The organism is Hydrotalea sp., assembly GCF_049968455.1.
Lineage (GTDB): Bacteria > Bacteroidota > Bacteroidia > Chitinophagales > Chitinophagaceae > Hydrotalea.
This window is the reverse complement of the sequence record NZ_JBMFQT010000053.1, coordinates 1-1,506: the sequence shown is the minus strand read 5'-3', so window position 1 is coordinate 1,506 and position 1,506 is coordinate 1. Positions and strand designations below refer to the sequence as shown.

At 34.4% G+C, this 1,506-nt stretch carries 3 protein-coding genes; all 3 read left to right on the top strand.

Annotation, left to right across the window (positions count from 1 at the left end):
• On the top strand, positions 1-258 hold a 258-nt coding region (locus ACP5P5_RS13660), incomplete at its 5' end, for a hypothetical protein (RefSeq protein WP_428286670.1).
• An 11-nt stretch (positions 259-269) separates the two neighbouring features.
• A complete protein-coding gene (locus ACP5P5_RS13655; RefSeq protein ID WP_428286669.1) occupies positions 270-752 on the top strand; it encodes a hypothetical protein in 483 nt (160 codons plus the stop codon).
• A 48-nt stretch (positions 753-800) separates the two neighbouring features.
• Positions 801-1,506: hypothetical protein (locus ACP5P5_RS13650; RefSeq protein ID WP_428286668.1), on the top strand; the 706-nt coding region annotated here is incomplete at its 3' end.

The window sequence follows — 1,506 nt, the reverse complement described above, 5'->3', positions numbered from 1 at the left end:
ATTTTAAACGCTTCCAACCCATTTAATATTGTAACTGCACTTAGCTATCAGTACGGGCTTTTTGGTGGGATAGCTACGGGTAAATTAACCACTTTTTCTGCTTTAGCAGGCCCCGTTATTTATTTTAATTCTGCAGTTGGTTTAGAAATGCTACTCGGATATGATTATAGTAAGGAAATGGAAACTGATGTAGGCACTAATGCTATTACTAAAGGGTTAAAAATAAGTATAGGCTTACAAATTCATTTAAAAAAATAAAAAATATTATTATGAAAAATTTATTTATCATTTTTGTTTTGCTATTTTCTACTCAAAGTGCTTTTTCGCAAAGTATTTACCCTGCAGAAACAAATGAATTCTGCCCATTACAGGATATCACTTTTACAGTTACACTACCAAGAATTTTAGATAATACTGTTCCATCGGTCGCTTCTTATACAAATGGCCCAATTGTAATTACTGGTATTTTACCCAGTTCTATTGTTAATACCCCAACACAAACCACATGTACATTTGTTGGTAGATTTCGTGATGTAAACATTAATCAGGTATTTAAAATCAGCTACCAAACTAATCCTGACACAATTAAATTATATTTCCCTTCATTCAAAAAAATAAAGTCATTATTTTACAACATCACACCTTCTACTACTTGTAAGCCATTACAACTCAATATTGCATCGGTTACTGTTCCAAGATGTCAGATTGTTAACATACCCATTAATTTCCAAAATATACAATGGAGTACTTAAGGAGAAAACCCGGCATATTGTTTTGGGACTATTACAACATACGAATATTTGGTACCGAAAAACTGGGCAATTGGTAATAGCACTTCAGATGGTACAAGCTGGATTAAAGCAGGAAATAATGTAACGGTTACTTCCGATTTTTCAAATGGAATAAATGGTAGCATCCAAGTTAGACCTTCAAATAATTGTGACATTAATTTAGCAAATGGATATATTCCTGCCCAAATTAGTATTTCCCGCCCTGCTCCTACTTTAAGCATAACAAGTAATTCATTTAACTTATGTAATGCTACTACTGGTGCATATACCATTAATGGCATACCCCCCGGTGCCAACGTACTTTGGCAAGTAGATAATACTACCCTTGCACAAATTAATGGCCCTAATAATACCAACACCATTAATGTTAATGCCAATAGCAATGGATTGAATGGAGATGTGGTTTTAACTGCCACTGTACAACAGTGCACTTTTACTTATACAATTACAGCTACCATTACCATTGGCACAGGTACTCCACCTACTATTACCAATTTAAATTATGATAATAGGTGCGGCTCTTTTGCAGAGGCTTATTGTAATAACCCACCCAACTCTACCGGATTTATTTGGAGTTTTAATTTTGGACAGGTGGTACAAAATAACCCCGGTTATTACGGTAACTATTTTAAAATACAACCCATACCTAACCAAAGCACGCCGGGTAATACCTATTATGATTATTTAAGTGTACAGGCCACCAATAATTGTGGAG

What these genes read in the sequence shown, in the direction of transcription:
- ACP5P5_RS13655 (WP_428286669.1), top strand. Translation starts at nt 270, where the DNA reads ATGAAAAATTTATTTATCATTTTTGTTTTGCTATTTTCTACTCAAAGT.